General features: G+C 27.5%; 24 protein-coding genes and 1 tRNA gene. 13 read left to right on the plus strand and 12 right to left on the minus strand.

Features of this window, described 5'->3' with window-relative positions; all coding sequences use genetic code 11:
- The first annotated feature begins 85 nt into the window (after positions 1 to 85).
- Together MSCUN_RS05590 and MSCUN_RS08345 are read left to right on the plus strand one after the other, a co-directional pair.
- Complete coding sequence (locus MSCUN_RS05590) at positions 86 to 484, plus strand: DUF120 domain-containing protein (protein WP_095608669.1); 399 nt, start codon at positions 86 to 88, stop codon at positions 482 to 484.
- 323 nt (positions 485 to 807) lie between these two features.
- A complete protein-coding gene (locus tag MSCUN_RS08345) occupies positions 808 to 1224 on the plus strand; it encodes a hypothetical protein (protein ID WP_095608670.1) in 417 nt (138 codons plus the stop codon).
- A gap of 295 nt (positions 1225 to 1519) precedes the next feature.
- Here the strand turns inward: MSCUN_RS08345 and MSCUN_RS05595 are convergent, their stop codons facing one another.
- On the minus strand, positions 1520 to 3022 hold the full coding sequence (locus MSCUN_RS05595) for an AAA family ATPase (RefSeq protein WP_095608671.1): 1503 nt from the start codon (positions 3020 to 3022) through the stop codon (positions 1520 to 1522).
- 194 nt (positions 3023 to 3216) lie between these two features.
- Positions 3217 to 4203, minus strand: coding sequence for an ArsA family ATPase (locus MSCUN_RS05600; protein ID WP_095608672.1), 987 nt, complete (start codon positions 4201 to 4203; stop codon positions 3217 to 3219).
- Between the two features lie 232 nt (positions 4204 to 4435).
- Between MSCUN_RS05600 and MSCUN_RS05605 the strand changes: the two genes are divergently transcribed.
- The 3 genes from MSCUN_RS05605 (at position 4436) to MSCUN_RS05615 (ending at position 8621) form a co-directional block, all read left to right on the plus strand.
- Positions 4436 to 5248 carry an NAD+ synthase gene (locus MSCUN_RS05605; RefSeq protein WP_095608673.1) on the plus strand — a complete coding sequence of 271 codons (813 nt, stop codon included), beginning with the start codon at positions 4436 to 4438 and terminating at the stop codon, positions 5246 to 5248.
- A gap of 264 nt (positions 5249 to 5512) precedes the next feature.
- Positions 5513 to 8374 carry a leucine--tRNA ligase gene (gene leuS / locus MSCUN_RS05610; RefSeq protein ID WP_095608674.1) on the plus strand — a complete coding sequence of 954 codons (2862 nt, stop codon included), beginning with the start codon at positions 5513 to 5515 and terminating at the stop codon, positions 8372 to 8374.
- Between the two features lie 175 nt (positions 8375 to 8549).
- Positions 8550 to 8621 (plus strand) — tRNA-Arg (locus MSCUN_RS05615).
- Positions 8622 to 8810: 189 nt separating this feature from the next.
- On the opposite strand, the gene hisB is transcribed toward MSCUN_RS05615, so the two are convergent.
- Together hisB and MSCUN_RS05625 are read right to left on the minus strand one after the other, a co-directional pair.
- On the minus strand, positions 8811 to 9392 hold the full coding sequence (hisB, locus tag MSCUN_RS05620; RefSeq protein ID WP_095608675.1) for an imidazoleglycerol-phosphate dehydratase HisB: 582 nt from the start codon (positions 9390 to 9392) through the stop codon (positions 8811 to 8813).
- 31 nt (positions 9393 to 9423) lie between these two features.
- On the minus strand, positions 9424 to 10974 hold the full coding sequence (locus MSCUN_RS05625) for a flippase (protein ID WP_095608676.1): 1551 nt from the start codon (positions 10972 to 10974) through the stop codon (positions 9424 to 9426).
- 265 nt (positions 10975 to 11239) lie between these two features.
- On the opposite strand from MSCUN_RS05625, the gene MSCUN_RS05630 reads away from it, so the two are divergent.
- Both MSCUN_RS05630 and MSCUN_RS05635 read left to right on the plus strand, forming a co-directional pair.
- Positions 11240 to 12334 (plus strand): oligosaccharide repeat unit polymerase family protein, encoded by a 1095-nt coding sequence (locus MSCUN_RS05630; RefSeq protein ID WP_095608677.1) that lies wholly within the window; start codon positions 11240 to 11242, stop codon positions 12332 to 12334.
- Between the two features lie 24 nt (positions 12335 to 12358).
- Positions 12359 to 13438, plus strand: coding sequence for a glycosyltransferase family protein (locus MSCUN_RS05635; RefSeq protein ID WP_245837644.1), 1080 nt, complete (start codon positions 12359 to 12361; stop codon positions 13436 to 13438).
- 62 nt (positions 13439 to 13500) lie between these two features.
- On the opposite strand, the gene thiI is transcribed toward MSCUN_RS05635, so the two are convergent.
- Positions 13501 to 14652 (minus strand): tRNA uracil 4-sulfurtransferase ThiI, encoded by a 1152-nt coding sequence (gene thiI, locus MSCUN_RS05640; RefSeq protein ID WP_095608679.1) that lies wholly within the window; start codon positions 14650 to 14652, stop codon positions 13501 to 13503.
- A 47-nt stretch (positions 14653 to 14699) separates the two neighbouring features.
- Complete coding sequence (locus tag MSCUN_RS05645; protein WP_095608680.1) at positions 14700 to 15848, minus strand: VWA domain-containing protein; 1149 nt, start codon at positions 15846 to 15848, stop codon at positions 14700 to 14702.
- A 225-nt stretch (positions 15849 to 16073) separates the two neighbouring features.
- Between MSCUN_RS05645 and MSCUN_RS05650 the strand changes: the two genes are divergently transcribed.
- Positions 16074 to 16760, plus strand: coding sequence for a hypothetical protein (locus tag MSCUN_RS05650; protein ID WP_095608681.1), 687 nt, complete (start codon positions 16074 to 16076; stop codon positions 16758 to 16760).
- A gap of 141 nt (positions 16761 to 16901) precedes the next feature.
- Here MSCUN_RS05650 and MSCUN_RS05655 read toward each other — a convergent pair whose 3' ends face one another.
- Positions 16902 to 17207: a hypothetical protein gene (locus MSCUN_RS05655; protein ID WP_095608682.1), complete on the minus strand. Its 306-nt coding sequence runs from the start codon at positions 17205 to 17207 to the stop codon at positions 16902 to 16904.
- Between the two features lie 301 nt (positions 17208 to 17508).
- Here MSCUN_RS05655 and MSCUN_RS05660 point away from each other — a divergent pair, with 301 nt between their 5' ends.
- Positions 17509 to 17832 carry a hypothetical protein gene (locus MSCUN_RS05660; RefSeq protein WP_143744863.1) on the plus strand — a complete coding sequence of 108 codons (324 nt, stop codon included), beginning with the start codon at positions 17509 to 17511 and terminating at the stop codon, positions 17830 to 17832.
- Between the two features lie 35 nt (positions 17833 to 17867).
- The gene (locus MSCUN_RS05665) at positions 17868 to 18209 is read left to right on the plus strand and encodes a hypothetical protein (RefSeq protein WP_095608684.1); all 342 of its coding nucleotides are present in this window, start codon (positions 17868 to 17870) and stop codon (positions 18207 to 18209) included.
- Between the two features lie 1214 nt (positions 18210 to 19423).
- On the opposite strand, the gene MSCUN_RS05670 is transcribed toward MSCUN_RS05665, so the two are convergent.
- Both MSCUN_RS05670 and MSCUN_RS05675 read right to left on the minus strand, forming a co-directional pair.
- A complete protein-coding gene (locus MSCUN_RS05670; protein ID WP_095608685.1) occupies positions 19424 to 20638 on the minus strand; it encodes a GMC family oxidoreductase N-terminal domain-containing protein in 1215 nt (404 codons plus the stop codon).
- 3 nt (positions 20639 to 20641) lie between these two features.
- Positions 20642 to 21268, minus strand: a complete 627-nt coding sequence (locus MSCUN_RS05675) for a hypothetical protein (RefSeq protein WP_146192117.1) — start codon at positions 21266 to 21268, stop codon at positions 20642 to 20644.
- A 272-nt stretch (positions 21269 to 21540) separates the two neighbouring features.
- On the opposite strand from MSCUN_RS05675, the gene nucS reads away from it, so the two are divergent.
- Positions 21541 to 22281 (plus strand): endonuclease NucS, encoded by a 741-nt coding sequence (gene nucS, locus MSCUN_RS05680; protein ID WP_095608687.1) that lies wholly within the window; start codon positions 21541 to 21543, stop codon positions 22279 to 22281.
- Between the two features lie 78 nt (positions 22282 to 22359).
- Here the strand turns inward: nucS and MSCUN_RS05685 are convergent, their stop codons facing one another.
- Together MSCUN_RS05685 and MSCUN_RS05690 are read right to left on the minus strand one after the other, a co-directional pair.
- The gene (locus tag MSCUN_RS05685; RefSeq protein WP_095608688.1) at positions 22360 to 22770 is read right to left on the minus strand and encodes a hypothetical protein; all 411 of its coding nucleotides are present in this window, start codon (positions 22768 to 22770) and stop codon (positions 22360 to 22362) included.
- Between the two features lie 96 nt (positions 22771 to 22866).
- The gene (locus MSCUN_RS05690; protein ID WP_095608689.1) at positions 22867 to 23121 is read right to left on the minus strand and encodes a ferredoxin; all 255 of its coding nucleotides are present in this window, start codon (positions 23119 to 23121) and stop codon (positions 22867 to 22869) included.
- A 144-nt stretch (positions 23122 to 23265) separates the two neighbouring features.
- Here MSCUN_RS05690 and MSCUN_RS05695 point away from each other — a divergent pair, with 144 nt between their 5' ends.
- Positions 23266 to 24093 (plus strand): carbon-nitrogen hydrolase family protein, encoded by an 828-nt coding sequence (locus tag MSCUN_RS05695; protein ID WP_095608690.1) that lies wholly within the window; start codon positions 23266 to 23268, stop codon positions 24091 to 24093.
- A 52-nt stretch (positions 24094 to 24145) separates the two neighbouring features.
- Here MSCUN_RS05695 and MSCUN_RS05700 read toward each other — a convergent pair whose 3' ends face one another.
- On the minus strand, positions 24146 to 25015 hold the full coding sequence (locus MSCUN_RS05700) for a HEAT repeat domain-containing protein (protein WP_095608691.1): 870 nt from the start codon (positions 25013 to 25015) through the stop codon (positions 24146 to 24148).
- Between the two features lie 386 nt (positions 25016 to 25401).
- Here MSCUN_RS05700 and cfbB point away from each other — a divergent pair, with 386 nt between their 5' ends.
- On the plus strand, positions 25402 to 26763 hold the full coding sequence (gene cfbB / locus MSCUN_RS05705) for a Ni-sirohydrochlorin a,c-diamide synthase (RefSeq protein ID WP_095608692.1): 1362 nt from the start codon (positions 25402 to 25404) through the stop codon (positions 26761 to 26763).
- The last annotated feature ends 18 nt before the right edge of the window (positions 26764 to 26781 follow it).

Here is a 26781-nt window from a genome sequence, read left to right on the forward strand (position 1 = left end):
ATAATTATAATATATATTATTTAAGATTAATTAAATTTTATATAATAATAGAAGAAAAAAATTTATTGGGAGGATTTGATGATCTATGATATATCTTGAAGGGGTTGTATCATCTGGTATGCAAAAAGCATCTGAATTTATAGAATTACCAGTTTATAAAAAGCAGTATGAACATAAGCTTGGATTCACACCATATCCTGGAACACTTAATATAAAACTTCAAAATGATATAGAAGTTGATGTTGAAGATGAATATGCAAATAAACTACAAAAAATTAGTGGAGAAGGAAAATATGGAGATGTATTTTTCTTATTTGCATCACTTTCAACTAAGGATAATACAAAAACCAAGAAAGGTGCTATACTTTTTCCTGTACGTAGTGTTTATACAACAGATACTCTTGAATTTGTATGTGAGGATAATTTACGTAAAACAATGAATCTTAAAAATGGGGATGTTGTAGTACTAAAATTTAGGGAATAAAAATTTAGATTAATATATTTTTTTTTATGTGAAATTATAGAAACTTTAAATAAATTAATATAAATTAAGTTTTTTTTAACAACCATTAAAATTTTATGAAAAAACATATTAATTATAAAATTCAGATAAATATATAATAATTAAATTTTTTTTTGTAATTTACATTTTTTTTATAATAAATAAAAGAAAAAGAATTAATTTATCAAAAACATCAATTTATACAACAATTCAAACAAAAGAGAGAAAAAAACAGACTATCTAAAAAAAGAACTTTAAAGTATTTATCCTTTTTTTACCATTAGAATATTGGAGGATCATATAAAATGAGTAATGAATTAATAACAAGTGTTAAAGTAGATGAATCACTAATAAGAAAAATTGGAAACAACCAATTTCTAAAAATCATACCATCAGAACATAAAATAGAAATATCAACAATAAAACAAGAAAAAATAACAAAACCAATAGAACAAGTAGACAAAATAATAGTAAAAGCATGTCCTGTAGAAGTAAATCTATATAAAAATGAGTCAAACGACTTTAAATATGAAACTACATGGATTACACTTGATGATGAAAAAATAGAAATTCCAATATCAGATCTAAAAACTATATTTACAACATTAGATGAAAAAGACTTATTTGTATATGATAAAAAACTTAACTTATCTAATATACTAAGTATGATTATAAAACAAGATACTTTAAAAAGAAAAATAAACAACATAAAAGATATCTAAATAAAAAAATTACAAAGGAATTAAAAAAAAATAATGGGATATTCTTTTTTTTCTTTTAAATCCCAAAAAAAAATAATTCACCACCACTTTTTTTTATACTATTATTTTTTTATAAAATAACTAAATTTTCAAATATATACTTTTTAATTAATATTTTACACTGAAAAATAAGTTAATAAAAAAAAAGTAAGTGTAAAATCATGAAAAAATGGTGAATCCAAAAAAAAGGAAGAATTAATAGTTAAGTAAGTTAAACTATTTATTCTTAATAAATTTATTATACTATTTTTTTTATCTAGCTTTTATAAATATCACATATTTCATCATATGTTAGATATCCTCGGAATTTAGGTCTTTGTGCTAGATTATAAAATTTATCAACATCAAGATCTTTATTTACAACATCTATTGCTGCTTTTGTGAATTTTTCAAGTTGTAAGTAATCCTCTGGAAGTTGTCCTTTATTTTCTACTTTTGCTTTGCTTATACTCCATATATAATCTTGATCTATTCCTGTTTTATTTGATAAAAATTCTTTTGCTTGTTCTACTATTTTTGGATCATATGTACGGTTAAGAATTATTCCCCTTGTTTTTATATCCATCTTATTTAATAGTTGTATATGTGCTTCTATATCTACTGCTGCTGTTTCTATTCCACCTTTACTTACACTTGAAACCATAACAACAGGTATATCTGCTGCATGTGCTATTTCTGCTGCTGAATATGGTGTTTTTTCATTAAGAAGTCCTGTAAGTGCACTCATTACACCTTCAATTAATATAAGATCATATCCTTTATTTTTAACTTTTTGTATTATTTCTTCTATTGGCATCCATCCAATGGTACTTATTTGTATTGATGCATAATCTTCAAGTTTTTCTTTATTTACATATAATGATGGTGATAAATCTCGTATATCAGGTCCTACTTTTATTACATAAGTATGTATTCCACGCTCACGTAGTGCTCCAACAATTCCACTAGATAAGAATGTTTTACCAGATTCAGATCCAGTTGCCATGAGCATGATCATTGGTGGATCTACTGGATGTGTTGGTTTTAATGGTGCTATTTTTCCTGTATTTACTGCTATTTCTTTAAAGACTTTATCATGTAGTATTTTATTTCGTCTTTTAATATCTTCATATTCATCTGTTGCATCAATGTATTTAAGAATGTTTTCTACTACCTGAGGGTTGTTATCTAACATTGAATGTAGTGTTGTTCCAAGTATATTTCCTTTTTTATTTGCTACACCTGATAATACCCGTTCTGGTTTGTATTTATAGTTTGATCTTTTAATTTCTGAGCATATTACGTTTTTATCATTTGATTGTATTTCACCATATGTATGGCAGTGAAAACCTCGTAGTGTTGTTCCTTTTAGTCCTTTTGTAAAAAGTGTGGTGTCATCTACAACCTCAGCTTCTACTTGGTTTGTATTTATTTTTGGTTCAAATGTTACATCAAGTAGTCCTAGTCCTTCACGTATTATTGGAACTGGTGAGTTTCGTCCTACATTTGTATGTTTTGCTAATATTTGAAAACCTGCACACATTCCAAAAATAAAGCCATCATTATCATTTATCTTGTTTATTTCATCAGCAACTTCCTGGGTCATGGTTTCAGATTCAAGAAGTGTTCCACCTGGTATTATTAGCCCATCTAGTTCTTCTGATGCTTTTTTTCCATTTTCTATTGTTCCATCTGATCGTACTATGTCTGTTGGTAGATGTCCGAAGTTTTCATATAATGTTAGTATTCCTTCAACTTCTAGTATTCCTATTTTTGTCATAACTTTCTTAATCCTCCACTACTTTGGTTAATATTATTTAGTTAGTTATTACATTTAGATAAGATAGTATAAAAACAATAGTAGAGTTATAAATGATAAAAAAAAATTAGATTGTATGTATTATGATTTTCCATGCATTTTTGTCTCATATTAGTAAATCTAAAAAAAGAGTAAATGAAGGTGAAATTTGGTGGTTATAATGCTATAGGTCCATTTGTTGGATCTGAACCATATAATATATCACAGATATCATATAATTGGTTTATTCCACGTACTTCATGTGCTTGTAGTGGTACTTCTGCTATGATTTGTCCTTCAAATGTTGCTTTTATTGTATCAAGACGTTTTTGTTGTGTTTCAAATCTAGCACGACAAAAGTCACAGTGGTCATTATCAGGTTGTATTTTATTTACAATTACACCATCAGTTGAAATATTTGCCTTATGTAATGCATCCATTGCACGTGATGATTCAATAATTGACATTTCCTCAGGTATAAGTACTGTTTTAAATGTTGTACGTGTTGGATCTGTAAGTACTTCTCGTGCTGCAAGTATTTGTTTTTTAGCTTCTTCAAGTTCTTCCATACTTTGTTCTTCTTCAGCTTCATCTGATCCCATAAATGGTATTATATTTTTAAGTTTCTGTGCTGCTTTTCCTAGTGTTTTTTTGGTTTTAATTAGTTTTCCCATCCAGGAATCCATCATTTCAGGGAAGGAAAGTAGTCGTAATGTGTGTCCTGTTGGTGCTGTATCAAATACTATTACATCATATTCATCACTATTCATATATTGCATGAATTTATCAAATGATGCTACCTCATCAATACCAGGTGATGAACTCATCATATCCATTTGATCAGACACAAGTCCTAATGCATCATTATATTTTTGTTGCATTTGCATTTTTGACTGATATTCTTCCATTGCCCGGTCAGGATCAATTTCTATTGCTTCAAGATTTGTTGTTATTGGTGTTGGAATATGTTTTATTGTACGTTCAAATGAATCTCCCAGTGAATGTGCAGGATCTGTTGATATTACTAATGTTTTTTTACCCATTCGTGCACACCATAGTGCTGTTGCTGCTGATACTGTTGTTTTTCCTACTCCACCTTTTCCTCCAATAAATATGAAAGTGGATTTCTTTTTATTAAATGTTACTAAATCTTTAAATGCCATTGTATTGCTTTCTCCTATTAAATAGAAAAATGAATGTTATAAAAAAAAATGTTATTAATATTAAATTATAGTGTTTATTTTTCTTATATTATATATAATATCAATAATTATATATTGTTTTTATAAATATATCTTAGTACATAAAAAACTTATAATATAACTTATTAGCAGAAAAAAGTATTCAAAAAAATACTTTGTAAAATCAAATTCAACCAAAAAAGAGGGTATGATAATGATACAATTACCAAACTTTGATGAACGAGAATTCATCGAACGAGCATGCAGTATGATACAAAAGAAAGTAAGTGAATCAAAAACAGAAGGAGTAGTACTAGGACTAAGTGGAGGAATAGATTCAGCAGTAGTAGCATGTCTTGCAGTACGAGCATTAGGTGCTGAAAATGTAATAGCATACAGACTTCCATCAAAAACCACATCAGATGAAGATTTATTTGATGCAAAATTACTAAAAGATGAACTAGATATCAGATCACCATACATAGGAATTGATGAAATACATGATATAATACTAAAAACATGTGATGCATCAGATGATAATGCAACATGTGAAAATGATGATATTTCAGTAGCAAATCTCAAGCCAAGAATACGAATGGCAATACTATACTACTTTGCATCAAAACATAACTACCTAGTATTAGGAACTGGAAATCGAACAGAACTTGAAATAGGATACTTCACAAAATTTGGTGATGGAGGATCTGATCTTCTTCCAATAGGAGATTTATTTAAAGAAGATGTAAAAAAAGTAGCAATAACACTAGGAGTTCCTGAAACAATAATTAATAAAGTACCAACAGCAGGACTATGGCCAGATCAAACAGATGAAAAAGAACTAGGACTTACATATCATAAAATAGATCGTATATTATATCTTTATCTTGATGAAGGAAATAATCCAGAAGACATAGCAGATCTACTAGAAATACCATTATCTGACGTTAAAAGGATTATACAATTACATAAAAATTCAGAACATAAAAGAAAAAAAATACCAATAGTTAAAAAATCACAAGCACTTTAAGATCTCTAAAATTTTATATTTTAACTATATTACTCCCCTTTCTTCCAACTTTTTTTTCAGTTTTTATTTAAATTATTATAAGTTATATTATCTCTATCTGAAAAAAAATAACTTCTTTTTATTATCATATATTTTCTATAAATACTAAAAATTAAAGTATGTAAAATAACATAAATATAAATCAGATTAATAAAAATTAGATTAGAAAAAAATATAATATAAAACTTAACTTTTTTATCTAAATATTTTTGGAGTTTAATTATAATGGTAACAGAACTAGAAAAAAAATGGCAGAAAAAATGGCAAGATGCAAAAATATTTGAATCAAACCCAGATGAACGCGAAAAAATGTATCTAACCGTAGCATTCCCATACCCAAGTGGAGCAATGCACGTAGGACACGGAAGAACATACACAGTACCAGATGTATATGCAAGATTTAAAAGAATGCAAGGATACAATGTCCTATTTCCAATGGCATGGCACGTAACAGGAGCACCAGTTGTAGGAATAGCAAAAAGAATTGAAAGAAAAGATCCATGGACAATAGACATATACCAAAATATACACCAAGTTCCAGAAGATGAACTTAAAAAATTCACAGACCCTGAATACATCGTAAAATACTTCAGTAATGAATATCACAACGACATGACAAACATGGGATTTTCAATAGACTGGAGACGAGAATTTAGAACAATAGATCCACACTACAAACAATTTGTAAGATGGCAAATAAGACAACTAAAAGATAAAAATCTAATACATAAAGGATCACACCCAGTAAAATACTGCCCAGATGATGATAACCCAGTAGGAGATCATGACCTACTTGAAGGAGAAGGCGTAGCAATCAATGACTTAACATTAATTAAATTCCCATATGAAGATTCATATCTAGTAGCTGCAACATTTAGACCTGAAACACTATATGGAGCAACTAATGTATGGTTAAATCCAGAAGCTGAATATGTTAAAGTAAAATACAACGATGAAACATGGATAATAAGTCGTAAAGCATATGATAATATCATATACCAAAAAGAATCAATGGAAATAATTGAAGATGTTAACCCAAGAGAATTCATTGGAAAAACAGTGAAAAATCCAATAACAGATGATACACTACCAATATTCCCAGCATCATTTGTAGATCCAGACTATGCAACAGGAGTAGTATTTTCAGTACCAGCACACGCACCAGCAGATTACATCGCATTAGAAGACATAAAAGCAGATACAACCTCAATTGAAGAATTCAACCTACAAGATCACATAGATAACATAAACATGATAAGTCTAGTAGATCTTAAAGGATATTCAGAATTCCCAGCAAAAGACTTCCTAGATCAATTTAATGTAACAAGCCAAGATGATGAAAACTTAAAAGAAGCAACAAATGAAATCTACAAAAAAGAACATGCAAAAGGAATAATGAACAAGAATACTGGTGAATTTGAAGGAAGACGTGTAGCAGATGTACGTGATGATGTACGTAAAATGCTAATTGATGAAAACATAGCAGATACATTATATGAATTTGCAGAAAAACCAGTAATCTGTCGTTGTGGATCAAAATGTGTAGTAAAAGAACTACATGATCAATGGTTTGTAAAATACTCAGATGAAAAATGGACAGAAGAAACCTATGAATGCCTAGAACAACTAGATGTAGTACCAAAAGAAGTAAGATCAAACTTTGAATACTACTTAGGATGGCTTGAAGACTGGGCATGCTCAAGAAGACTAGGACTAGGAACACACATGCCATGGGATGAAAAATGGCTCATAGAACCACTAACAGATTCAACAATATACATGGCATACTACACAATAGCAAAATTCATGAAACAAATCAATGCAGATGATCTTAATGATGCATTCTTCAACAAAGTATTCCTAAATCAAACAGGAGCAAACGATAAATCAGAAAACAAAATACCAGAAGAACTCACACAACAAATACAAGATGAATTCAACTACTGGTATCCACTAAACTGGAGATTATCAGCAAAAGACCTTGTAGGAAACCACCTATCATTCCACATGTTCCACCATGCAGCAATATTCCCACGTGAAAAATGGCCACAAGGAATAACAGTATTTGGAATGGGACTACTTGAAGGTCAAAAAATGTCATCATCCAAAGGAAATGTAATACTTCTTAGTGAAGCAATAGACAAATATGGAGCTGACACAGTAAGACTCTTTTTAATGTCATCAGCAGAACCATGGCAAGACTTCGACTGGAGAGCAACAGAGGTAAATGGAATACAAAGAAGACTTGAAGCAATCGAGGAATTCCCAGAAAAAATCGAAAAACTAATAGGTGAAGACATAAAACTAACCCAAGAAAATAACATACCAAAAGTTGAAAAACCAATCAACAAATGGATAATAAGTCAAATAAACCGTAAAATAGTAGAAGCAACAGAAGCACTAGAAGGATTCCAGACAAGAAAAGCACTACAAGCAAGTCTCTTTTTAATGAGAAAAGACATAGACTACTACCTAAAACGTATCACAGAAATAACAGATGAAGAAAAACAAACACTAATTTACATCATAAACACATGGATAAGATTACTTTCCCCATTCATACCATATACAGCTGAAGAAATATGGGATAAATACAATGATGATGATACATTCATGTCACTAAATCAATGGCCAGAAGCAAACCTATCATTAATTGATGAAAAAGTTGAAAAAAGTGAGGAAATAATCCAAGATCTAACAAAAGATGTAAAAGAAATCATCAAAATCACAAAATCAAACCCTGAAACTATACACTTATACACAACAGAAGACTGGAAATACAAAGTATATGACATAGCAGAAGAAGTAGGAAAACCAAATGTGGGCGAAATAATTCAAAGATCAATGAAAGCAAACCTATATGATAATAAAAAAGAACTATCTAAATTTGCAACAAAAACAGGAAAATCATTTAACAAAATCAACTACGTAGGAAAAATAGATGAATATCAAGTAATCAACGATGCACTCGAATATCTTGAAGATGAAATAGGAGCAAAAATAGTAGTACATAATGATAATTCATATGATCCACAAAACAAAGCACCAAATGCAACACCATATAAACCTGCAATATATCTTGAATAAAAAATAATCAACTAACACTAACTTTCCCCTTCTCTTTTTATTCTTTTTTTTATTAATTTTATGAGAAAAACCAAAATCTTTAATATAACCTATCACATATATTATAATAGTGTGTAATAAAAAATAATATTTTTTTACAAAAACACATAAATAACTATCTAATTTTAAAACAGATGCCTTGATAGTGTAGCGGATATCACGAGGGACTGCGGATCCCTTTACCCGGGTTCAAATCCCGGTCAGGGCACTACTATATTTTACATTTTTTTTAACTAATTTTTATTCTATTTTCTTTAAAAATTAAGATTAAATATTCTATTTATATGATAAATCACTAATTCTTATAAAAAAAAATCAAAAAAAAGTATTTTATATAATTCTAAAAAAAAAATCAAAAAAGAGTAAAAAAAAAGTTGAAGAATATCTTCTAAAAATTTTATAAAGTTCCTTTAGTACTTAAAATTTGATCATGAGTAATTCGTGTTGCAGTATTTAATGCACGAGCTAAACTTTTAAAGATTGCCTCACAAATATGATGATCATTTTCACCTTCAGCATTAATATTAATATTCATAAGAGATGTATTTGCAAATGATTCAATAAAATGCTTTACATTTTGTGAATTAATATCACCAATATACTGGAATTTAAATGGAGCTTTAAATACAGTGTAATTACGTCCACTAATATCAACAGCAACAGTTGCAAGAGATTCATCCATAGGAACTATTGCATATCCCATACGATTAATACCAACCTTATCACCTAATGCTTTACGGAAACATTCACCAAGTAAAAGTCCTGTATCTTCAACTGTATGATGATCATCAACTTCAATATCACCATCTACATGTACTTTAAGATCAAAAAATCCATGTCTTGTAAATGATTCAAGCATATGATCAAAGAATTTAAGACCAGTGTCAATTGAGGAATTACCATTACCATCTAAGTTTAGTTCTATTTTAATATCTGTTTCTTTTGTTTTACGTTCAAGTTTTACTATTCTATCATCCATAATCCCTGATCCTCCTTAATTTATTATTTAATTATTTACTATATAGGTTATGTTTTTCAATAAACTTTACTATTTTATCTGAAAACTTATTCATTTTTGGTATTTTATTCATATAATCTATAAAAAATTTAATATCTTGCATTGAAAGTACTCGAAGTGTTATAAGAGCAAGAGAATATATTATAAATCCAACGATACAACCAATAATTAATCCAGGAATTGTTTTTGGTATTATAAGACATACCATGAGAAGTATTATATTACATAATATGATTAATCCAACATTCTTATATGGCATTGATACATTTGTTTTAAGCTTTACAATATAAAGAATTATAATCATTAAAATTGCAGTAGTTATTGTTGTTGCAAAAGCTGCTCCATTAATTCCCATATACTGTACAAATAGAGCATTTAGTATTATGTTTAGTATTGTTCCAAGTATAAGAATATACATTGGTGTTTTTGGGTTACCTGTACCTTGAAGTATACTACTACATACCATGTAAATACTATAAAATGACATTCCAATAACAAGAATACTAAGAACACCACATGCAGGTAGGTATTCAAAACCAAAAAGAAGTCCTAAAACTGGTGTGCTAAATATGCTTATAATAATACATAATGGTAGTACTGTTATTATACAATACCTAAGACAATCTGATACATATTCTTCAAGTAGTTTCTGATTATGAAGAGTATATGCTTCAGCTGTAGCAGGAAGAAGTACTGTTGATATTGATAGTGATATTACAAGTGGTATACGTGCTATGGGATCTGCTGAATTATAAAATCCAACATCAGTTGATAGCATATAAATTCCTATAATAAGTGTTCCAACATCATATATTGCCATTTCAGATAGTGCTGTTATTGTTACAGGAATTGCAAATTTAATAAGCATACCAAGTAGTTTTAATTCCTCATGCTTAGTTAGATTTAATGATTCATCAGAAATAAACATTGGACTTATATGTTTTTTATATAAATATACTGCTGTAATTGCTGATATTATAAATCCTGCAGCACTTCCAAGTACAGCTCCCATTGCATAAAGTCCACATATTACAAATAAACATGCAAATACTATAGTTCCTACTTGTTCAGCAAGTCTATTATACACAGTATATTCATTTTTATATACACCTTGATATGCACCTCTCATTGCTCCTACAACTACACTAAATGGTGTTATAAGACACACTGCCCTAAGTGGCCATACAACAAGAGGTTTGTTAAATATATTATTTGCAATAAAATCTGATGAAAAAAGAAGTATAATGCTTAAAAGTAGTGCCATTAATATCATATACTTTGTAGCTATATTCATAATTTCACGAATTATAGCCTTTTTATCCTGAGCATTATATTCAGCAACATATTTTGCAATTGCAGGTGGAAGACCTCCTGCTGAAAGTATTTGAAAAATTCCCTGAAAAGGTAGTGTTAAACCATAAAGTCCATATCCTTCAGGTCCTAAAAGTCGACTCATAAAAAGTCTGTTAATATATCCTCCAAGTCTAAAAAGTAGATTTCCTATTACTAAGATAAAACTGTTTTTCATGACCTTATTTGACATAACTTTCCTTTTCCAAAAATTGTGTTAAAAAATTTTATGTTATATATTATATTTATAAAAATTATTCATATTATAACCTTTTATCTTAAAAAAATTTTTTTAGTCAACTATTAAAAATAAATATTCTATAAGAACCTCCAAAGAGGTTAAACTAACAGATATTAAAATAAAATGTTTATATCAGTTTAAAAAAATATAAGTATATAATACTAGAATATAAAGAAAAAAAAATAATAATAATATTAATTATAAAGGACGATTTTTTATGGATTTTAAGAAAATTGACATATTCTCACCAGTAATACTTGTAGTACTTGTATTTTTATATCTTATTTTTGCATATGTCGGTTTCACATTTCACTTAAAAGAATTAACTGGTATAAATCTTATAACAGTTGGTGTTATTATACTAGGTGTTATCTTTTATATGATAGGTGTTAAGAGCATAAAATACCTATTTAAGAATCGTCAGATAATTGTAAATAATGAAAGAATATCAAAATTAACATCAGAAAGATTTATATTAACCATTGTACTTCTTGGAATACTACTTCAAATTGTTAACTTAGTATATCTTGGTGGAATTCCATTATTTAGTGGATATCTTAAAGCACATGCTGCAACACGCATATGGCTAGTTTCATATCTGCTATTTCTACCATCAATTAACATATTACTTGCAAAATATCATAAGAAATCCTATTACATACTCTTCATAATTGGTCTTATACTATTTGTATGTACAGGATATAGAACAACAGCAATGGCAATAGTAATAAGTGTACTTATAACATTATATTATACAAGAAATCTTCCATGGAAACATATGATACTAAGTATTGTTGGAATTTTTCTTTTACTACTAATTGTAGGATATATTGCTGTTAAGTCAATTGAATGGCAAACATGGACATTAAATCCAATAGAATTACTATTTTATAGAGCAGGATACACTCTACAAGTACTAGATAAGGCAATTCTTCTTCCTGGAAGTACTCATGGACTTCTCATATACAATACCCTTACAGGGTTTTTAAAATCAACAGATCCACGTGTAATTGTAGGATCCACTGTTTTAGGATATGCACATTCTACAACATCAATGATATTTGGACCTGCAATACTCGACTTTGGAATATGGGCAATGATAATACAAATGCTAATACTAGGTGTAATACTAGAATATATGTATCTAATTTCTAGAAAAACACATAAATCACTCATCATAGCATTATATGCAGTACTTCTTGCACATGTAATTATATGGATTGAAACAGGACCAACAGATTTAGTGATACTATTATTTTTCCTAATTGCAATAGTAACCACGATATATACAATAAAAATAAGAAAAACATAATAAAAATGAAAAAAAAGGGAGGATATGCAATTGAATATTGCAATAATTGCAGAAACAGCACCTGCAAGAACATTAATTCCAATAATTGAAAGACTTGATGATGCAAATATAACTTCACTAACTCATGGAGAAGGAGCTAGTGATATTCTTTCATTATATAGTGATGAAGTAATACAAATAGGGAAATCACGACGTAATACAAACAAAAAAAGAAGTAATGCTCTTATTGCAACACTTGTAATGAAAGACACATATAAAACATACAGAGAACTTAAAAAACGAGACATAGACTTTGTATTAACATGTGGAAACTCAGGTGATGTACGAAAAGGAATAATAGCAGCAAAAAAACTTAAAATACCAAATATACATATAGAACAAGATATCTATAACCCAATTGAAGTAATTTCATATGCTGATATTATAACCACACCAACACATTATGCACAAAAGAAACTTAAAAAACTATACAACATAACAAATACAGTAAATATTAAAGGATATCCACAAGCAGCATATGTAAATGAAGTACAACTAATTAATAAACATGAAATATACCAACATTATGGAACAAATAACTTTTATGTCTTAGTTCTTGGTGGAGATGCACAGGCTGCTGATATACCAAAGATAATGCATCAAGTTGGAAAACTAGCACGTGATATAATTGTTATACCATACAGATTTAATGCACAATATGTAAGCCAATTTATAAAAGATGATAACATACTAGTTGTAGATGGATTTGTAGACCTGCTAAGTTTAATGAATGCATCATGTGGAGTAATATACATTGCTGGTATGGGAATAACAATAGAAGTAGGAGTACTTGAAACACCAGCTGTCAAAATACAAGGATTTCATGATGAACACCAAAGTAACCATCTGGCAGAATCACTAGGAATTGAAATTGCAGCAATAGAAGATATACCACTTGCTGTTAGTCGTATGAAAAAACCAAATGGACGACTTCTTGTACGAAATGGTATTAATGCAAGTTGGCGTGTTGTTGATCTAATTAATAATTTCAAAGTATTTAAAAAAGAGAAAGGTGGTTATTCAAGCCTTAAAAATATATGGAATCAAAGAAAAAAGTACAGATAAGAAAAAAATGGTAGAAATTAGTTAGTTTTTATATTACTAACTATTTATATTCCATATTTTTTTTAGAAATCTATTTTCACAATAGTTTCTTCCACTTCTTTTAATAACTCTTTTTGATCTATTTTTTCAACTATTTCATTTACAAGTTGTAAATTAGCATGTGTTTCAGGATGTTTTGGAACAGCACTACATCCACCATCAGGTATTATTGATACATCATATGTACCTATTTTTTTAGCAATCTCTTCTATTTCTATTTTGTCACGACTTATTAATGGACTAAATATTGGCATGCGACAGTGATATCTGGTTGCTTCAAGATTTGATAATGTTTGTGATGCTACTTGTCCTATACTGCTTCCATCTACTATTGCATTTGCTTTTTGTTTGTGTGCTAGGTATTCTGCTATTTGATACATTCCACTTTTACATAGTACACATGTCATTCTTGGTGGTGCATTTTCAATTACTGCTTTTAGATATTTTCCAAATTCCACACTATAAAGTTTTACTTTTGATCCTAATGAGTATTTTTGTAGATTTGATGCTTGTTGTTTTACTTTATCTAATGTATCTTTTGTATATGGTGTGTTGTTACAATGAAGAAGTGTTATTGAACATCCACGTTTTAGCATTTCATATGCTGCTACTGGTGAATCTATTCCTGATGATATTAGACAAATTACACGTCCTTGTGATCCTACAGGTAAGCCTCCAAGTGCTTGTATTTTTTCATAGTAGATGTATGTTTTGTTTTCTCGTACTTCTACATATAATGTGAAGTCAGGGTTTGATAGATTTACTTTTGCATTTGTTAGTTTTATTACTACTGATCCACAGTATCCTGCCATTTCTTGGCTTGTAAAATCATGATTTCCTACACGTCTGCATTTTACTGCAAAGGTTTGTTTTTCTGGATCAAACTTACCATTTTCTATGAGTTTTGGTATAAGTTTATCTATTAGTTGTGCTATTTTTTCTTTATCTGTGATAGTTTCTACAATTTTACTATATGATACTATTCCAAAGACATGTTGTAATACTTCATTTACTTTATCATCCTCTTCATCTGTTATAAGTATTAGTCGTCCTTGATCATTTTGAAATTCACAACTTAAGTCTGTTTGTATGTTTTGAATTAATTTATTTTCAAATTTTCTTCTTATTTTTGGGCTTTTTATTCCTATTTCTCCATATCTTACAATATATTTCATTTTAATGATCACTCTTAAATGTTTAAAATTATTATTTCTTTTTTTTATTATAGTTGTTCTATTATTTTAGCCATGTTTTTTAGGTTTTTTACTTCATATACCTTTGCACCCACATCTTCATATTCTTTTACACAGCTTGTTTTACTTGTCCATTTTTCTTTATCTTCAGGATTTAGTATTATTACACCTTTTGATTTATTTACTATTTTTCTTAGTATTTCTGCACTTTCAAGCCTTCCATCTTGCATTTTTCCTTTCCAGTCACGACAATCTGATAATATTATAACATATGTTCGATGATTTAATGGTGCTGTTTTTAGAAATTCATCAAATGATTCTTTCATATTAGATTCATTGTGTAGCATTCCATGTTGTGCTCTTTTGCGCATTATGTTTTCATATGTTTTATAGTAGGATTCAGTTTTAAGATCATCTGTTATGTTAATTATTTTGTTATCAAATTCATATACTGTTGTTTTGTTAAATGTTTTCTGACAGCCATATAGTATTGAGAAAAACCATGTGCTTATCCAGTCACATGAGCCACTAATATCTTCAAGGAATATATGTTTAGATTTGTCTTTTTGTGGTTCTGTTTTTTGTAGTTCTACTAGTTTTCCACCATATTTAAGGTTTTTTCGTATTGTTTTTTGTATATTTATCTTGTTTTTTTGTGATTTTTTTTGTCTTTTGATTCTTTTGTTTGCTATTTTCATTCCAAGTTTTCGACATATATTAAGTGTTCTTTTGTCAAATTTGTTAAGTTCACTTATATCCTCGTTTTCTATGTCTTTTTCTTTTAGATTGTTTTGTTTTCTCATTGCACTGCTTAGTTTTTCTTCAAGCAAATCTTTCATTGAGAATGGTTTTTTAATTTCTGATTTAACAACTTCTGTTTGTGTTGATTTTTGTTGTCGTGTTAAGTTTGATGTTTTATGGTGTCCTTTTTGTTGTTTTGGTTTTAGTTGTTCTAATGGTTCATCTGTAAATAGCTCATCATATATTTCCTGGAATTTTTCTGTGTCATAATGATCTTTTATGTATACACTCATTAGTGCATTTTTTAGGTTTTGTGTTGCTTTATTTTCTATTAGTATGTCTACTACTTCACATGCTCTTTTTGTGCTTCTTATGCTTACATTTATTCCTGCATCACGTAGGTTGTTTGATAATTGTGTTATTTTCTCATGTACCATTTTGGAAATTATCCTCTTTTTTTGTTTTTTCAATATTATTGTGTGGTTGTTGTTTATGTTTATTGTTATTTGTTTTTGTAATTCACTATTAACAATTGTTATATTCTTCTTATTATAAAAAAATAACCATAAAATAAAACAAATACATAAATTAAAATATATAAGAAAAAATAACGTGAAATATAAAAAAATTTAAAATCTTCAGGATACAAAAAGGAATAAATTATGCAAAAACAGAAAAAGAAAATTATAATACTTATAATCATAGCATTACTACTATTTACTGGAATATATATGATTTTCATAGCACATAGCGAAATTCAACTTGGAAAAACAGATACAGGATATGTAACAAAACAAACATATAACTACTACAATTCTAACACATCAATAATTCTTATTGCAGGAATTCATCCACGAGAAAAACTATCAATAGATCCTGAAATAAAAGCAGCCCAAGAATTTGCTCTACAAAATCATGTAAATATGATAGTATATCATGTGGTTGTATTAAAAGATGCAACAGATTATAAGCAAAGCAGATATAATGGAGAACACCTAGTAGCAGACTATGTTGTTCCAGATATTGCCCAAATGCAAGATGAAGCACCTGTCATTATAAGCCATTCACATATTCCAAGCTATGGTGAAGGATATTATGTAGCAACTCCACAAATGGATGATAAATCAACAACACTTGCAAATAAAATAAAAAATAGCAATATGGACTTTAACTATTATCCAACAACAGGAAACGAAACATATAAAAGTACATCAGCAACTCTTGTATCAAAACCAATAGCAATAAGTGGACATCCAACATTAGTATATGAAATACCAGAAAACATAACAGATAATGATTCAACAAAAAGAGCATATGACCTATTTAAATTATGCTATGAATACATGTAAAATGATGTAATATATAAAATTAGTAATTATTTAAAAAAAGTAAAAAAAAATAAAGTTTTATAAAAAAAAAACTAAAATGCACTATTTTTTCTCATAATATGTAAAAGTAAATATGAAAAAAAAATCAAATCTTAATTTTCTTTAGATATCTAGATTTGGTAAAGAAGATTTTGTCATTTCCTTAGAAAGCTGATAAAGATCTTCAGCTTCTTCTTCTTTAGAATAATATATCTTATCATTCTGAGGATTATAATAAAGATAATTTTCTCTTACACAAACATTAATACCTTTATAAGTAGTTTCGATATAATCCCCAGCTTCCTCATTTTGATAAATTCTATTATTTGATGTCATATTTTCACCTTGAGTAATACTAGAGATATTTGAAGTACTATTTTCTGCATTATTAAAGTTACCCATAATAATACGTTTTATTGCTGACTTCATGAAATCTCCTTCTTATTAATATAAATAAAATTTGTTTAAATTATTAAAAATTTCTGATTTTATTTAATATTTGTTTAAATAAAATAATTTACTCTGAAAATTTTAAATACAATACTATAATTTATCAACGTCTATATATAAACTATATGTAAATTTATTACAAAATATGATGAAATGTAATAAAAAGTTAATTTAGTTAGTATAACTTCAAAAGAAATATAGGTATTTAATATAAAAAAATTAAATAATATAAATGCAAATAAAAAAAAAAAATATAAAATTTATAGAAAAAAGACCAAAAATGAAGCAAAAAAATCAATACACTATAAAAGATCAAAATAATGAAAATTATTTCATACGATGTTGTGTAGAAACAGATCCAGAAAATACATATGATACAACATACTACTTCCATGACACAGATAACTGGATTAAAGATTTCATAGACATAACAAAACTAGCACCAACAGACAAACAACAAAGAGAAGAATTTGACACCTTCATAACACACATTCATGACTACATGGTACATGGCAATCTATGGGAAGATCTTAGTGAAATAAAACCAAACACAGAAACTAAAAACGATAAATATCAAGTAATAATCGTAAATGATACACAATAAAACTTAACCTTTAAATAAAAAAGGGGATATTAACAATGGTAGTACACGAAATACGCTGCAGAATACTAGATGACATATACGAAGATGATGACTTTGACATATACTCAAAAATAGTACTAGATCATAAACAAAAAAATATATTTGCATGGGACGGAATTGAATGGAATAAAGATGGATTCTACAGAGAATATGAAAACCGTAACAAACAATATGACTATAATGAATTTCTAGAAAGAATTAATAAAATAATAGAAAGCAAAATTATCTATGAAATAGCAAATGAACTAGAAGAAGATCAAAGTTACTTCTTTGACAATGAAAGAATATATTTATACATTGAAGAAAGACGAAATATTTATCCAACAGTAGAAGGATAAAAAAAACATTGTGAGTATTAAAACATGAAATTATATTAAATTACACTAATCACTACAACAATTAATACTCTCAAAAAATATCCCACTTTTTAAATTAGAAATAAGCTCTCCTTCAAAAAATCATATTTAGATTCTAATTTTTTTATCTTTATTTTTTAAAATAATACTTTTATTTGAAAAAAATAGCTTTTTTTTATCCACATTTAAGGATTAATCTTAGAAAAAAAATGCCATAGTTAAAAAAAAGAGTTTTTATTTTTTTTTTTGTATAAAAATAAAATTTCAAAAAGTAAAACACTAATTCTTTTTTTTACCTTTTTTAATTTTTTTATTAGTTGATTTTTTTTGGGTGATTATATAAAAATTTAGTTGTTAAAGATTTTTATTATTCTAATTCATTTTTTTTAATAAATTATCTATTTTTTTATTTTTTTTAAAAATAGAAAAAAATAATATAGTTAATCTTTTTTAATGAAATAGTTCAAAAATATTTCTTTCTTTTTTTTGGTTGTAGTTTTTTAATGAGTATAAATTATTTTTTTTTACCTTATTAGTAAGTTTTTATAGATTAAGCTATAAGAAGCACAAGTTTAGTTTTATTTTCTAATGTTTTATAGTTTAAAAATACTATGTTAATTTTTAGTATTTCTATTTTAACCATAGTTGACGTCCCACTTTCAGCTATAATTAATTATTTATTTTTTTGAAAATTACCTAGAATTTGTTAAACTTTTTTTATAAATATATTACATTTTCATGTATCTTAATTTCCTAATGTCTTCTTTTTTTTCTATTTATTTTGTGTTTTTGAATATAATTATTCTTGGATATTTATCTCCATTTACGATATTTGATTATAAACTAGTAAAAAAAATATTTAAAGTAATTTTTTTAATTTTTTTTACTTTTTTTAATAAAATTTATTTATTAAATAGTCTACATTTTTTATTAATAGTATTACATAAGTACATTTTGATTTTTTAGATAATACAAATAAGTATTTTTCTAATAATAGTAATTATTAATCATGATCAATAATCACTAATAATAAATTATTATATTATAGTATATAAAGGTTCTTAATATTTTCATATGTGAAAATCACTAAATGGACTTATTTTCAAATATAAGCCATTAAAAAAAAGTAAAAAATAAGAATAAAGATTTATATGAAATTTTTAATATATATTCAAAAAATTACATATAATCCTAAACTAAATTAAATCATATAAAAATTCACCAAGACGTCTTGTAATAGCAAGTATTGTGAGAATTGGAGGTAAACCCTCAGCTTTTGGAAGAACAGATCCATCAGCAACATAAAGATTTTCAAAACCATATACACAAAGATTTTCATCTACAACATCACCAATTCTTGCTGAAGCAATAAGATGAGCACCACGTGTATGTGTTGATGACATTGTTGACATATCAACACCAGCTTCCTTAAGTATTGATCCAACAACAGCTGCAGCTTCTGCAATATATGCCACATCATCAAAATCTATTGATTTTTCAACTTTATTAAGATATACTTTACCATTAAGATTATCAGGTATTTTAATCATAAAACTAAGAATATCATCAACAGTAGCATCAGGATATTTCTTTTGTACCTCAGGTAGTACATATTGACTTGTATGTGGTGAAATTATAGCATTAGGAAGTTTAATATATTGATTCATCTCAATTTGATGTGTTTGATTAGCTCCCTTATAATATCCCCCTATTGTTATAAATGGATCAACACTAAATGTTTCACCAGCATCTATTCCTGCTATTCTTAGAAGTTTTGGTGTTACCATTCCACCTGCTGCAACAACAACAATATCTGCATCATATGTATTTGCCTTATTTGTTGTTACACTTGTTATACGATCAGCTTTACGATTTATTTTTATTACTTCTTCATCTGTAATTAGATTTACTCCATTTTCAAGTGCTATTTCAAGATCTTTAAGACTACTCCATTTTGCATTATATGGACATCCCCATGCACATTTTCCACATTGATGACATTTACTTGGATCTATAGCTTTTGGCATTGGTTTTATATCAAAGCCTAGTTTTTCTGCTGCTTTTATTAGTATTTTATCAGCACTTCCCACATGTGATGGTGGCATTGGCATAATATTAAGTTCTTCTGTTAATTCATCAATTTGTTTTGTTATGTCAATATCATATTTTTTAAGTTCATCTACAAGTGATGGTATAAAATTTCCTGCAATTACAGTAGATGATCCTCCAACCATTGTTGTTTTTATGAGTTCCATTTCATTTTTATCCCATGGATCATAATACATATATGAATCTTTTATATTTGCTAATGGTCCTTTTTCTATTATTGTTATTTCAGCATCTGGATTTTCTGATAGTTTTCGTGCTACACTTAATCCGCCTGTTCCTGCACCTATTATTATTACTTTCATAACTTATTTTTCTCCTTTTGATTTTTTATAAATAGAAATTGGATCTGATTTTATCTTCTTATTTACCTCACGTTTATGATTATTCTTTCTATATTTTTTAAATAGACTTGTTTTATCTGTCTTTTCAGATGTATTTTCTGTTGGTTGTTTCATATTAGGTGTTTTAGATGTGTATTCATCTGATTTATGCTCTTTTTGTGGAGTATCATTGTTAAATACAGTTTTTATCACACCATTATTTTTAGATTGTGGTCTTATGTAATTTAGTATTAAACTTACAATATAAGATGTCACGCCCACTACAATTATAGCAATAAGTATTGGTATTGCAAGTCCAATTAGTTGATCTGTTATGTTTGTCATAATTGATGTTGTTATTGGTATTTCAACATCAGGAATATATATGTTTAGTAATACTCCATTAGGATATGATATTAGATGTCCAATTATAATATAAATTATGGATGATATTATTGCATCTTTCTTATATCTTGTAATAAGTGTTACAATAACACCTAAAAGCATTAAAACATAGATAAAATAAATACCAAGACGTGTAATTACAAGTGCTATGAGTGCTCCTATTATAATTGTAAGTAATCTAAGAACTTTTGAAGATATTATCAACACCTCAATAAATTTTTTCTATTAAATAAATTCCATTTTTTTTCTTAGTTATGGCTAATATTAGTATTATAATATGATCTAATTAAAATTAAAAAAATTTTATAATTATTTTATACAATATAATAATATATAATAAAACAAACTTTTAAAACTTTATGAATAAAAAAATTCTAAACCACCAATCATACTAATAAATTTTTTTTAAAAACACTTAAAACTAATCATATAAACTAAAAATTAAATTAGGAGGTTTAACTATTAGTAAATATAAAACAATAGAATATCCTGAAATACAAGAAGCATACGAACTAATAAATGAAGGATTTAACAAAAAAAGTATGATAATAATTCTAGCAGAATGCCACGTAGAATATGAAGGACGAGCACGTAGTAAACTTGAACCTGGAGATAGACTAATACTAATTAAAAAAGATGGAACATTTACAATCCACCAAGAACTAAACCTTGATCCTGTAAACTGGCAAGCACCTGGATGTAAAAACTACGTAGAACTAACAGACAAAGGTGAACTCATATTAAACAGTAAAAAAACAAAGCCAAAAGAAGAAATACGAGTATATCTTGATGAAGTATACACAGCAACCTACTATAATTGTATAGATACAAAAAATCTTGAAATACGAGGATATGAAAAACACATGGTAGATCTAGCATGGGAAAAACCAGATTTACTTGAAAAAGGATTCACACCAACACGTCGTGAATATCAAACTGATAATGGATTTATTGATCTTATGGGAAAAGATAAAAATAATACATTGATGATTCTTGAATTTAAAAGTCGTAAAGCAGGTACAAATGCTGTAAAACAACTTAAAGGATATGTTGATTGTTTTAATGAAAGTCAAGAAGATTTACGTGCTGCAATAGTTGCACCTGATATAACAGATAATGCAATGGAATTACTTGAAGAATATGAAATGGAATTTATTTCTATGGATCCCCCACTTGATCTATTAAAACAGAAAACTTCAACATTAGATTCATTCTTCTAAAAAAAAAGGAATAATAAAAAATAAAAAAAAGGGGTGGTTATGTTAAATTATAAAAAAAAGATTTATCTACAATAACTCTTATAATGGACAATCATATAAGTCTATATCAAGACTTTGAAGTATTGCTTCAACAATACATGCTGTATTCCATCCAATAATTTTTGTAGCATCCTCTTGAAGTTCCTCAGGTACTTCTTCTAAGCCATATGGTCTTACAACAATAATTGGTTTATTAAAGCTTTTAGCATACTTAATATGTTCACGTATCATATCAGGTTTATCATCCCATAATCCTGAAAGTACTACAACTACATCACAATCATCAATTCCAACAGCAAAGTTTTCGATATCTGTAACATCTTTCCAGTTAAATGCCTCTGTTGCTGTGTTTAATCGTTCGATAAATATGTTATAGTCTTTACAATCTTTAGGATATGATATGAATAATTTGTATGTTGCTAGGTCTTCTTCTGGAAATAGGTCAATCATTATAAATAGCCTCCAAATTCTATATTTTTTTTATATTTCTTTTTGATTTCAATTAACAAAACTTTTTTTTAATAAAAATATTTTCTTCTATAATGTTTATATATTTGCATGACGCTCTATAGGTACTTCATCACCATCATCATTAAATACTGTAAAACAGTCTGTTGGACATATACTTGCTGATGTTTTAATTTCATATAAACTATCCACTACTCCTTCCACGATATTATCTTCAATAATAGCACCCTTCATACATATTAGGTTTTCATCATCAAGATATAATATTTGTGATGTCTTTGTACATGCTCCACATCCTTTGCAGGTATTCCGATTTATTTCTACATCAAACATTTTTATCACTACCTTTTTTTTTATTATACTAAATTTTTATTATAAAAAGTCTTATTTTATTAAATATTATATATTATATTAACTAATTTATATTTTCGTTGTTAATAAATATTAAACCTAAATTATAAGGAGAATTAAAGTAGAATGCAAGATTTTAAAATAGGAACATGTCAGATGAATGTAGTTGATAATAAAAATGAAAACATACAACATGCAACACAACTAATACGAAAAGCAGCAGAAAATAGAGATGTAAAACTTATAACTCTACCTGAAATGTTTAATACACCATATACACATGATAAATTTATTCAAAATGCAGAAAAACAAGATGAAAGTATAACAGTAAATACAATGTGTCAACTAGCATCAGAATTAGAGATATATCTTCAACCAGGAAGTATACCAGAACTATCAGATGATAAAATATATAATACAGCATATCTTATAAATCCAAGTGGTGAAATAATAGCAAAACATCGTAAAATGCACATGTTTGATATTAATACACCAACAATGAAATTCACAGAATCAGATACTCTATCAGCTGGTAATAATATCACAACTATAAAAACTGATCTTGGAGTAATATCACTTGCTATATGTTATGATGTAAGATTTCCAGAACTATGGAGTTTAATGAGTCAGAATAAATCAGACATAATACTACTTCCTGCTGCATTTAATCTTACAACAGGACCACTTCACTGGGAAACACTAATACGAACACGTGCAATTGATACACAAGCTTATGTTATTGCAACATCACCAAGTCAAATTGAAAATCCATACTACATAGCTTGGGGACATTCAATGATAGTAGATCCATGGGGCAGTATATTAGCAGGAGCTAATAAAAAAGAAGAAATAATATATGCAGATATTACTAAAGATAAAATAGATTCTGTACGTATGCAAATACCAGTTTTAAAACATAGACGAACAGATATTTATGAAACAATAGAAAAATAAGTATTTAATAAAAAAAGATAAGGAGATTAAAAAAAATAGAGGTTAGATTTCTTTATTTTCTTCTATTTTTTAGTGTTGATAATCTTTTTTTACGTCCAAGTATTCTTCTTTTTTTAATATCTATTTTTGCTATTTTTTTTGGACTTGTTGTTTTTGTAGATGATTTCTTGGTTGTTTTTTTAGCTTTTGGTTTTGTTTCTTTTTTAGCTTTTGGTTTTGTTTCACTTTTTTTAGTTTTTGTTTTATTTTCTGTTTTCTTTGTTGATTTTTTAGAAGTTGTTTTATTTTCTGTTTTCTTTGTTGTTTTCTTAGTTTCTGATTTTTTAGTTGTTTTTTTGGTTGTTTTTTTGCCTTTTTTTGGTTTTGGATCTATTTTTTTAAGTGCTTTGTTTGCTACTTTTTTAAATTCTTTATCTCCTGTTGCTGCTCGTCTTGCTTTTTTAATTGCATCTATTGCTTTTGTTGCACGAATATCTCCTAGTGCTTTTGTTGCTGATGTTCTTACTCCCCAATCATCATCTGTTAGTAGTTCCATTATTTTATCTGTAGCTTCTTCAACTTCCATTTCACCTAGTGCTTTTGCTGCAAATTTTCGTATTGCAAAGTCTGTTGAATCTAGTGCATTAATTAGTTCTTCTGCTACTGTTGTGTTTGCTATATCTTTTAGTGCAAGTATTACATATTTTTGTGTTATTGTATCATCATTGTCTTTTAGTGTATTAATTAATGGTTTTATTGAATCATCACCAATTTCAGATAATGATTTTGCTGCTTGAAATCTTACTAATGGATTTTTATCATGGAATGTTTCAATTAATATATCTATTGCATCATCTGGATATTCTATTAGTTCTTCACATGCTTCAATTCTCAAGTTATGATCTTCAGAATTTAGTTTTTCTTTTATTTGTTCTATTGTCATTTTCATTAACACATCTTAAATAATTTTATTTTTTAGTAGAAAAAAATGGGTAAGGTGGTTATATGTTTATTTTTCCCTTAATTTTTCTTTTAACTTTAATATTAAATTAGGTATTATAATTCTAGATTTTATATTTATTTTTAATAATACTTATATTAATTTTTAAGAAAGAAATTTTACACACTTGCTTTTTTTTGTTCTTATCTATATTACTTAAAAAGTTATATCTTAGAAATTTAAAATATAATAGTATATTTAATAAAAAAAATTGGAAAAATTAGAATTTTTAATTTTTTTTTACTTTTTCTTATAAAAAATAATATGATAATAAAATAAATTTTTTTTTATAAATTTAATAAAAGCAAATACAAAGGGATATTTTTCTTATGAAACGAATAGTATTATCAGGAACAGGCAGTGGAGTTGGTAAAACAACAATATCAACAGGTATTATGAAAGCATTATCTGATGAATTTAAAATTCAATCATTTAAAGTAGGACCTGACTATATTGATCCATCATACCATAACTGTGCAACAAACATACCATCACGTAACTTAGACTCATTTTTCATGTCAGATGGACAAATACGTGAATCATTCATAAATGGAATGAAACAATCAAATGCAAAATATGGAGTTATTGAAGGTGTACGAGGACTTTATGAAGGAATAAGTCCAGTTAATGATATTGGAAGTACAGCATCTATTGCAAAATCATTAAATGCACCAGTAGTACTTATTATTAACAGTCGAAGTTTAGTTCGTAGTGCTGCTGCTATGATACTGGGATTTAAAGCACTTGATCCTGAAATACAAATAGATGGTGTAATATTAAATAATGTTAAAAGCCAAAAACACTACCTTAAAACAAAAACTGCAGTAGAAGAACTTACAAATACGCCAGTAATAGGTGGAATTACACGAAATCCTGATATTACAATGCAACAAAGACATCTTGGATTAATACCAGCAGTAGAACGTGAAACAATAAAAGATATGGTAGAAAAATGGGGAGAATTAATATCTGAAAACCTAGATTTAGATATGATACGTGAAATTATGGAAAATTCAGATAATAATATAAATTCAGAAGATACTACACCAATATGGTCACCTAATACAACAAAAACTAAGACTAAAATAGCAGTACCTTTTGATGAAGCATTTAACTTCTACTACCGTGAAAATATAGAAGCACTAGAAGCAAATAATGCTAAAATAATATACTTTAGTCCAATACATGATGAACAACTACCAGATGCAGATGCACTATACATGGGTGGAGGATATCCTGAAATATTTAAAAAAGAACTATCAGAAAACAAACCAATGCTTAAATCAGTAAAACAATTCTCAGAAGACAATCATCCAATATATGCAGAATGTGGAGGATTAATGTATCTTACAAAATCAATAGATAACATGCCAATGGTAGATGTATTTAACTATGAATCAAATCTTACCAAAAAAGTACAAGGCTTAAGCTATACAATAGCACAAGTAACACAAGAAAATCCAATACTACCTGTAAATACAGAATATCATGGTCATGAATTCCATTATTCAAAAGTTGAATATACAGGAAATAATCCTAATGATTTTGCATTTAAAATGAAACGTGGAGTAGGAATAAATGGCATGTATGATGGACTGCTTAAAAATAATACAGTTGCAAGCTACATACACACACATACAGCATGCATCCCAGAATTTGCATATAACTTTACACAAAAAGCATTAGAATAAGAAAAAAAAATAGAATAA

The organism is Methanosphaera cuniculi, assembly GCF_003149675.1.
In the GTDB taxonomy this organism is placed as follows: domain Archaea; phylum Methanobacteriota; class Methanobacteria; order Methanobacteriales; family Methanobacteriaceae; genus Methanosphaera; species Methanosphaera cuniculi.

What these genes read in the sequence shown, in the direction of transcription:
- MSCUN_RS05590 (WP_095608669.1), top strand. Translation starts at nt 86, where the DNA reads ATGATATATCTTGAAGGGGTTGTATCATCTGGTATGCAAAAAGCATCT.
- MSCUN_RS08345 (WP_095608670.1), top strand. Translation starts at nt 808, where the DNA reads ATGAGTAATGAATTAATAACAAGTGTTAAAGTAGATGAATCACTAATA.
- MSCUN_RS05595 (WP_095608671.1), bottom strand. Translation starts at nt 3,022, where the DNA reads ATGACAAAAATAGGAATACTAGAAGTTGAAGGAATACTAACATTATAT.
- MSCUN_RS05600 (WP_095608672.1), bottom strand. Translation starts at nt 4,203, where the DNA reads ATGGCATTTAAAGATTTAGTAACATTTAATAAAAAGAAATCCACTTTC.
- MSCUN_RS05605 (WP_095608673.1), top strand. Translation starts at nt 4,436, where the DNA reads ATGATACAATTACCAAACTTTGATGAACGAGAATTCATCGAACGAGCA.
- leuS (WP_095608674.1), top strand. Translation starts at nt 5,513, where the DNA reads ATGGTAACAGAACTAGAAAAAAAATGGCAGAAAAAATGGCAAGATGCA.
- hisB (WP_095608675.1), bottom strand. Translation starts at nt 9,392, where the DNA reads ATGGATGATAGAATAGTAAAACTTGAACGTAAAACAAAAGAAACAGAT.
- MSCUN_RS05625 (WP_095608676.1), bottom strand. Translation starts at nt 10,974, where the DNA reads ATGTCAAATAAGGTCATGAAAAACAGTTTTATCTTAGTAATAGGAAAT.
- MSCUN_RS05630 (WP_095608677.1), top strand. Translation starts at nt 11,240, where the DNA reads ATGGATTTTAAGAAAATTGACATATTCTCACCAGTAATACTTGTAGTA.
- MSCUN_RS05635 (WP_245837644.1), top strand. Translation starts at nt 12,359, where the DNA reads ATGCAATTGAATATTGCAATAATTGCAGAAACAGCACCTGCAAGAACA.
- thiI (WP_095608679.1), bottom strand. Translation starts at nt 14,652, where the DNA reads ATGAAATATATTGTAAGATATGGAGAAATAGGAATAAAAAGCCCAAAA.
- MSCUN_RS05645 (WP_095608680.1), bottom strand. Translation starts at nt 15,848, where the DNA reads ATGGTACATGAGAAAATAACACAATTATCAAACAACCTACGTGATGCA.
- MSCUN_RS05650 (WP_095608681.1), top strand. Translation starts at nt 16,074, where the DNA reads ATGCAAAAACAGAAAAAGAAAATTATAATACTTATAATCATAGCATTA.
- MSCUN_RS05655 (WP_095608682.1), bottom strand. Translation starts at nt 17,207, where the DNA reads ATGAAGTCAGCAATAAAACGTATTATTATGGGTAACTTTAATAATGCA.
- MSCUN_RS05660 (WP_143744863.1), top strand. Translation starts at nt 17,509, where the DNA reads ATGAAGCAAAAAAATCAATACACTATAAAAGATCAAAATAATGAAAAT.
- MSCUN_RS05665 (WP_095608684.1), top strand. Translation starts at nt 17,868, where the DNA reads ATGGTAGTACACGAAATACGCTGCAGAATACTAGATGACATATACGAA.
- MSCUN_RS05670 (WP_095608685.1), bottom strand. Translation starts at nt 20,638, where the DNA reads ATGAAAGTAATAATAATAGGTGCAGGAACAGGCGGATTAAGTGTAGCA.
- MSCUN_RS05685 (WP_095608688.1), bottom strand. Translation starts at nt 22,770, where the DNA reads ATGATTGACCTATTTCCAGAAGAAGACCTAGCAACATACAAATTATTC.
- MSCUN_RS05690 (WP_095608689.1), bottom strand. Translation starts at nt 23,121, where the DNA reads ATGTTTGATGTAGAAATAAATCGGAATACCTGCAAAGGATGTGGAGCA.
- MSCUN_RS05695 (WP_095608690.1), top strand. Translation starts at nt 23,266, where the DNA reads ATGCAAGATTTTAAAATAGGAACATGTCAGATGAATGTAGTTGATAAT.
- MSCUN_RS05700 (WP_095608691.1), bottom strand. Translation starts at nt 25,015, where the DNA reads ATGACAATAGAACAAATAAAAGAAAAACTAAATTCTGAAGATCATAAC.
- cfbB (WP_095608692.1), top strand. Translation starts at nt 25,402, where the DNA reads ATGAAACGAATAGTATTATCAGGAACAGGCAGTGGAGTTGGTAAAACA.